Source organism: Archangium sp. (assembly GCF_036389735.1).
Classification (GTDB): Bacteria; Myxococcota; Myxococcia; order Myxococcales; family Myxococcaceae; genus Archangium.
The window spans coordinates 1-6131 of sequence record NZ_DASVWK010000493.1 but is presented as its reverse complement, the minus strand read 5'-3'; the positions used below and the strand labels follow the sequence as shown (position 1 = coordinate 6131).

Below are 6131 nucleotides of genomic sequence, written 5' to 3'. Positions count from 1 at the left end.
GATGCCAGCGTGGGCATCCATCGAGTTCTACCAGACGGTGGATCGCACCGAGGTGGGCACGGAGGACATCTTCCAGCTCACCGTGGTGGTGGTGGACCCTCCGGACAACGCCCAGGTGCAGTTCCCGGCGCCGGACGACTTCGAGGTGCTGTCGTCCTCGGAGAGCACCCAGCGCTCCATCGAGATGAGCGGCAGCGGTCCGCCCGTCATCCAGACGGTGCGCAAGCACGTGCTGATGATGCGTGCCAGCCGCGTGGGCTCCCGCACGATTCCTCCGTCCGTGCTCACCGCGGGCGGCCGCACCTGGCGCACCGAGTCCCTCAAGATGACGGTGCGCAAGGGCCGGGTCGGGCCTCCGCCCGCGCAGGCGGGGCGCCAGCAGCTCCCGGACCCGTTCCGCAACTTCCCCTTCGGCTCCATGCAGGACCCGTTCGCCGAGGAGGAGGAGCCCAACGACCGCGAGGATCTGCGGATTCCCCGCGGCGACTCGGACCTCTTCCTGCGCGCCACCCTCGACAAGAAGCAGGTGTACGTGGGCGAGCAGGTGACGCTCTCGCTCTACATCTACTCGCGCGTGGACCTGTCCAGCGTGGACGCGGTGACCATGCCCAAGCTGGAGGGCTTCTGGAGCGAGGACGTGGAGAGCCCCACGCAGCTCTCGAGCGAGCAGCGCATCGTCAACGGCATTCCCTACCGCACCTACCTGCTGCGGCGGCGCGCGCTCTTCCCCGTGAAGAGCGGCGCGCTCCCCATCACCCCCGCCGAGGCGGACATCACCACCGGCTTCCTCTTCGCCGGCCACCGGGTGCACCGCAAGTCCAACGACCTGGAGGTGCAGGTGAAGCCGCTGCCGCCGGGCGGGCCCAAGGGCCTGTCGAGCGCCAACGTGGGCGAGTGGCGGCTGTCCATGGAGGTGTCCCCGACGCGGGTGGAGCTGGGCCAGCCCGTCACGGTGAAGGTCCTCCTCGAGGGCATGGGCAATGTGAAGAACGTCACCCCGCCCAGGCTGACGATGCCCCCGGCGCTCAAGGCATACGACCCGAAGACGACCGACAAGGTGGTGCCCAACAAGTTCCGCATCCAGGGCAGCCGCGTGCAGGAGTACCTGGTGATGCCGCAGCGCACGGGCACCTTCACCCTGGAGCCGCTCGAGTTCTCCTACTTCGACCCGAACACGGGCCGCTACGAGGTGTCCCGTACCGAGCCGGTGGAGATAACCGTGGAGCCGGGAGCGGGTGGGATGGCCTCCGCCCCGGTGACGGGCTCGCCCTCGACGTTGGCGGACGCCGCGTCCGAGCAGAAGAACGTGCTCACCGCGAGCGGCCTGCGCCCGCTGCGCTACCAGGCGCGCTTCGAGGAGCCCGCCGCGGCGGTGTGGCAGCGGCCCTTCTTCGTGCCGGCGGTGCTGACGCCGGTGGGGTTGATGCTGATGCTGGGCCTGGGCGGGCTGGTGCGTGGACGGATGTCGCAGGAGGACGAGGGCAGCCGCAACCGCCAGCGGGCCAAGGCCGCGCGCAAGCGGCTGGCCGAGGCGGAGAAGCTGCGCACGGGCAGCTCCAGCGCCTTCTACGGCGAGGTGGAGAAGGCCGTGCTGAACTTCCTGGAGGCCCGGCTGAAGACCCCGGTGGGGGGCCTCACCCGGGACGCGCTGGAGGCGAAGCTGACCGAGGCCGGGGTGGACGTGGAGCGCCGCCAGCGGGTGCGCTTCGTGCTGGAGTCGTGTGACGCCGGCCGCTTCGCCCCCGGCGCCGAGGCGACCGCCCGAGAGCGCATCCTGGACGACGCCTCGGCCGTCATGGAGGGTTGGGACAAGTGAGCGCCATCACCGCCATCCTCGTGGCCACGCTGCTGGGGCAGGGCTACTACTCCCCCGAGGAGTCCCAGGCCCTCTTCCAGCAGGCCAACGAGGCCTTCTACAAGCAGGACTACGCCGCCGCGCAGGCGGGCTACGAGAAGCTGCTCGAGCGCGGCATCGGCGGCCCGGATCTGCACTACAACCTGGGCACCACGTACCTGGCGCGCGGGGACCTGGGACACGCGGTGCTCGCCTTCGAGCGGGCGCGCCGGGCCGGTGGCGATGGGCCGGACCTGGAGGCCAACCTCTCGCTCGCCCGTGCGCAACAGCTCGACAAGGTGGTGGGCAACGCGCCCGAGGAGCCCTTCCAGCAGCGCGTGGTGGCCGCGACGAGTGGCAACCTCGCGGCGTGGGCGTTCCTCGGGACGTGGCTCGCGGGCTTCGCCTTCCTGCTCCTCTTCCGGCTGCTGCGCCCGGGCCGGCGCACCTGGGCCGCCGTGGTGGGGGGCCTGCTGCTGCTGGCTTCGCTGCCCTCGGGCGCGCTGCTGGCCGCGCACGTGTGGGTGCACGAGACGCTGCGCGAGGCCGTGGTCGTCGCCCCCACGCTGCGCGCACGCGAGTTCCCGAAGGAAGAGGCGAAGGTGTCCTTCGAGGTGCACCCCGGCCTGAAGGTGCGGGTGATGGAGGAGACGGGGCGCTACGTGCGCATCCGCCTGCCCAATGGCCTGGAGGGCTGGGCCGAGCGCGAGGGTGTGGCGGAGATATGATCGACATCGTCGAGGCCATGAAGGTGTACCGGCGCGGGCGCACGGAGGTGCGGGCGCTCGCGGGCGTGACGCTGGCGGTGCCGAAGGGGCAGTTCCTCTCGGTGATGGGGCCCTCGGGCTCGGGGAAGAGCACGCTGCTCAACCTGCTGGGGGCGCTGGACGTGCCCAACTCGGGCTCCCTGAAGATTGATGGGCGAGAGCTGTCGCGGATGAAGGACGACGAGCTGTCCGCCTTCCGGCGCGAGCGGCTGGGCTTCGTGTTCCAGTTCTTCAACCTGATGCCCACGCTGACGGCGCTGGAGAACGTGATGCTGCCGGGGCTGCTGGCGGGCCGGGCGCAGGCGGAGCTGCGGCGGCGGGCCGAGGTGCTGCTGGAGACGGTGGGCCTGGGCGGCCGGACGCACCACCGCCCGGACGAGCTGAGCGGCGGGGAGATGCAGCGGGTGGCGGTGGCGCGGGCGCTGCTGGGCGAGCCGGCGGTGCTGCTGGCGGACGAGCCCACGGGCAACCTGGACTCGCGCACGGGCACCGAGGTGCTGCGGATGCTGCGCGAGGCGACGCGGGAGCGCGGGCTCACGGTGGTGATGGTGACGCACGACCCGAAGGCCGCGGCGGTGGGAGACCGGATCGTCCGGCTGGCGGACGGGCGCATCGTCGGCGACGAGCGGTTGCAAGAGCAGGCGGCCTGAGTCTCACGCCCCCGAGGCTCAGAACGCCGCGAAGACGAGCACCTTGCCCAGGGCGTCCGCACCGCGTCCCGGGCCCATGAGGCCCTCGGCGAGTCGGAGGAAGTCCGGCGCCTGCTCCACGTGCTTGGCCACCAGTTGGAAGGTCTCCACGGCCGCCCGGTCCAGTTGCTCCTGGGACGCGGCGGTAGGCACCTGGGGATGGCACACGAACGTCAGCCGGAGCAGCGCCACCCGCAGGGCCAGGCGGAACACGTACGCGAGCGGGCTCGGCGCCTCGGTGAACGGGCTGCGCCAGAGGGAGTGGGCGATGTAGTTGTGGAAGTACCGGTGCACCCGCTCGCCGTGCAGCGCCTCCAGGCGTTGCCACCGCTCCACGTAGGTGCGCCAGGCCAGGTCCAGCTCGCCCGGGCCGCCCGCGCCGAGCGAGAGGGACTCCAGCACGCCCCGCACCAGGGTGGTGAACCGCTCGCCGCGACCGGCGGCCAGCCGGGCCTTCAACACCGAGGTGAACAGGCCCACGCAGGGGCCACCGGGAAGCGCCAGCGAGGTGAAGCCCCGGTGTTCCGCTTCCAGTACGTCCGAGGACTCGAAGCGCTGGAGCACCTCCTCCACGGAGCCGCCGTCCAGCGCGTACGCCAGTTGTCCCAGCATGGCGAGCCGTGAGGCCAGGGGGTATTCGCGCCGCTGGAGGAGTCGCAGCATCGCCGCGCGCACCGAGTCCGCCACGTCCTGGGAGGCGGGAGGCGTGGAGTCCGGCTCCACCGCGTCCTCCTCCAGGAGGCACAGGCGCGCCACCTCGGGGCAGGCCAGGGTGCCCGACACCTCCACGCGCTCGCCCCTCTTCGTGAAGACGCGCGGAAAGGTGGCACAGATGTCCGGCAGCACGGCGTCACCGTGACGCCGCTGGAGGGAGCACAGCCGCTCCGTGTCCAGGAAGGGGCAATACCCGTCCGGACGCATCTCGATGAAGGCGTGCTCCGTGGAGGCTCCTCCCGGGCTCGGGAGCACCAGTTGGTACAGGCGCTCCGAGTCCTCCGGGCTGCTCGCCACCGTGGCCCGCATCCGCTGCAACCGGGCTTCGCTCACGGGTACGCGGAGCCCGCCGCAGCAGGTGTCCTCACAGCGATCCGCGATGCAGCGGAAGCGCGTCATGTAGCGCAGGATGGTGGGCTCGGCGGGCATGGTCATCGAGAGCTTACGCCATGACAACCCCGAACCCCTCGTGCCAGACTGGGTGCACCTGTGGGCCGGCAGGTTTTCGAGACGCCACGACATGACCACGACCCACCGAAAGCTCCGCCGTACCGTCGCCCGACTGTTGCTCCTCGCTCCCGCCCTGCCACTCGCCGCCTGCAACGGCCCGGAGTACTCGTGCGAACCCGCGGGTGGCGGCTCCGGCGGCCAGACCGATGTGCGAGTCTTCGTCCCCGAGCGCTTCCAGTTCCCCGACGGAAGCACCCCCGGACCGGACACCACCTGCGAGCAGTTGTGCAACGCGCTCTCCTCCTACTCCCCGGGCCAGCCGTGTAGCGTCGAGGCGAGGGACTCCGCCGGCGTTCCCACCGAGCTGACGTGCCGCGTGCTGTTCCTGTGCGAGGGCCGCCGTCCCGAGGGGCTGCTGAGCGACGGCAGCGTGGAGGGCCGCTTGTCCGCGCTCGGCGATTTCTTCGCTCGCCTGTTCCACCTGGAGGCCGCCTCCGTCCCCGCCTTCGAGCGGCTCGCCGAGGAGCTGGAGGCGCAGGGGGCTCCCGCGCGGCTGGTGCGCGCCGCCCGGCGCTCGGCCGGGGACGAGGTGCGGCACGCCCGGGCCATGGCGGAGCTGGCGCGGCGTTACGGCGCGCCCCTCCCCGAGGTGAGGGTGGAGCCCTTCCGCCCGCGCTCGCTGGAGGCGCTCGCGCTGGAGAACGCCATCGAGGGGTGCGTCCGCGAGACCTTCGGCGCGCTCGTCTCCGGGTGGCAGGCTCGCACCGCTGGAGACGCCGAGGTCCGCCACGTGATGGGTCCCATCGCCGAGGAGGAGCTGCGGCACGCCGAGCTGTCCTGGGCCATCGATGTCTGGGCCGCGCGCGGACTGGATGCCCAGGCGCGGGCCCGGGTCCAGGAGTCCCGGCGCGAGGCCCTGCGCACCCTGGAGCGTGAGGTGGAGGAGCGGGAGCCTCTGGAGGAACTCGTCCAGGTGGCGGGGCTGCCCTCCCGTGAGGCCGCGCGCCAGCTCCTGCGAGGGCTGGCGGAGCTGGTGCTCGACGTCGGGGCTTGACCGGCCGGGTCAGACCTTCAGGGTCCGGGCGAGGGGAAGCTCGCGGACGCGTGTCCCGGTGAGCGCGAAGATGGCGTTGGCGATGGCCGGTGCGACGGGCGGCACCCCGGGCTCGCCAACGCCCGCGGGACGCTCGTCACTGGGCACGATCTCCACGTGAATCTTCCGTGGCACATCGCCGATGCGCGCCAACCGGACGTCGCGGAAGTTGGACTGTTGCACCTCGCCGCCCTTCATCGTGATGCCGCCGTACAGCGCGAGGCTGATTCCGAAGACGACGGCTCCCTCCATCTGCGCGCGGACGCGATCCGGGTTGATGATGGTACCGGCATCCGCGACGATCCACGCCTCGTCCACCGAGAGCTTGCCGTTCGCATCGCGCACCACGGACGCGACCACCGCGGTGTATGCCAGGAAGCTGCGATGGGCGGCCAGTCCGAGGGCCCGGCCATCCTTCTTCCGGTCGCTCCAGCGAGAGAGCTCCGTCACGCGCTCGATGACGCCGCGGAGGCGCCCGACGTTGACGGGGTGGTCCTCGATGGACGCGCCGTAGTTCCGGAGCTTCTCGATGCCCAGCTCCTTGAGGGTTGCCACGCGGGGCGGCCCCAGCACCTCCAGCAGGA

General features: G+C 71.6%; 6 protein-coding genes. 4 read left to right on the top strand and 2 right to left on the bottom strand.

Going from position 1 to position 6131, the window contains the following annotated elements; translation table 11 throughout:
- The first annotated feature begins 1 nt into the window (after window position 1).
- Genes VF794_RS17370 through VF794_RS17360 form a run of 3 tightly spaced genes read left to right on the top strand, consistent with a single transcriptional unit; the run spans window position 2 to window position 3251 of the window.
- Complete coding sequence (locus VF794_RS17370; protein ID WP_331111798.1) at window positions 2-1816, top strand: BatD family protein; 1815 nt, start codon at window positions 2-4, stop codon at window positions 1814-1816.
- Window positions 1813-2562, top strand: a complete 750-nt coding sequence (locus VF794_RS17365) for an SH3 domain-containing protein (RefSeq protein ID WP_331111796.1) — start codon at window positions 1813-1815, stop codon at window positions 2560-2562. The genes VF794_RS17370 and VF794_RS17365 overlap by 4 nt, the downstream gene beginning before the upstream one ends.
- The gene (locus VF794_RS17360; RefSeq protein WP_331111794.1) at window positions 2559-3251 is read left to right on the top strand and encodes an ABC transporter ATP-binding protein; all 693 of its coding nucleotides are present in this window, start codon (window positions 2559-2561) and stop codon (window positions 3249-3251) included. Before VF794_RS17365 ends, VF794_RS17360 begins: the two co-directional genes overlap by 4 nt.
- Window positions 3252-3269: 18 nt before the next feature.
- On the opposite strand, the gene fliB is transcribed toward VF794_RS17360, so the two are convergent.
- Window positions 3270-4439 carry a flagellin lysine-N-methylase gene (gene fliB, locus VF794_RS17355; RefSeq protein ID WP_331111792.1) on the bottom strand — a complete coding sequence of 390 codons (1170 nt, stop codon included), beginning with the start codon at window positions 4437-4439 and terminating at the stop codon, window positions 3270-3272.
- Window positions 4440-4524: 85 nt separating this feature from the next.
- Here fliB and VF794_RS17350 point away from each other — a divergent pair, with 85 nt between their 5' ends.
- Entirely contained in the window at window positions 4525-5508 is a 984-nt protein-coding gene (locus VF794_RS17350) for a hypothetical protein (RefSeq protein WP_331111790.1), read from the top strand.
- 9 nt (window positions 5509-5517) lie between these two features.
- Here the strand turns inward: VF794_RS17350 and VF794_RS17345 are convergent.
- Window positions 5518-6131: molybdopterin cofactor-binding domain-containing protein (locus VF794_RS17345; RefSeq protein ID WP_331111788.1), on the bottom strand; the 614-nt coding region annotated here is incomplete at its 5' end.

Coding starts and splice junctions, on each gene's coding strand:
- VF794_RS17370 (WP_331111798.1), top strand. CDS start 2: ATGCCAGCGTGGGCATCCATCGAGTTCTACCAGACGGTGGATCGCACC.
- VF794_RS17360 (WP_331111794.1), top strand. CDS start 2,559: ATGATCGACATCGTCGAGGCCATGAAGGTGTACCGGCGCGGGCGCACG.
- fliB (WP_331111792.1), bottom strand. CDS start 4,439: ATGACCATGCCCGCCGAGCCCACCATCCTGCGCTACATGACGCGCTTC.
- VF794_RS17350 (WP_331111790.1), top strand. CDS start 4,525: ATGACCACGACCCACCGAAAGCTCCGCCGTACCGTCGCCCGACTGTTG.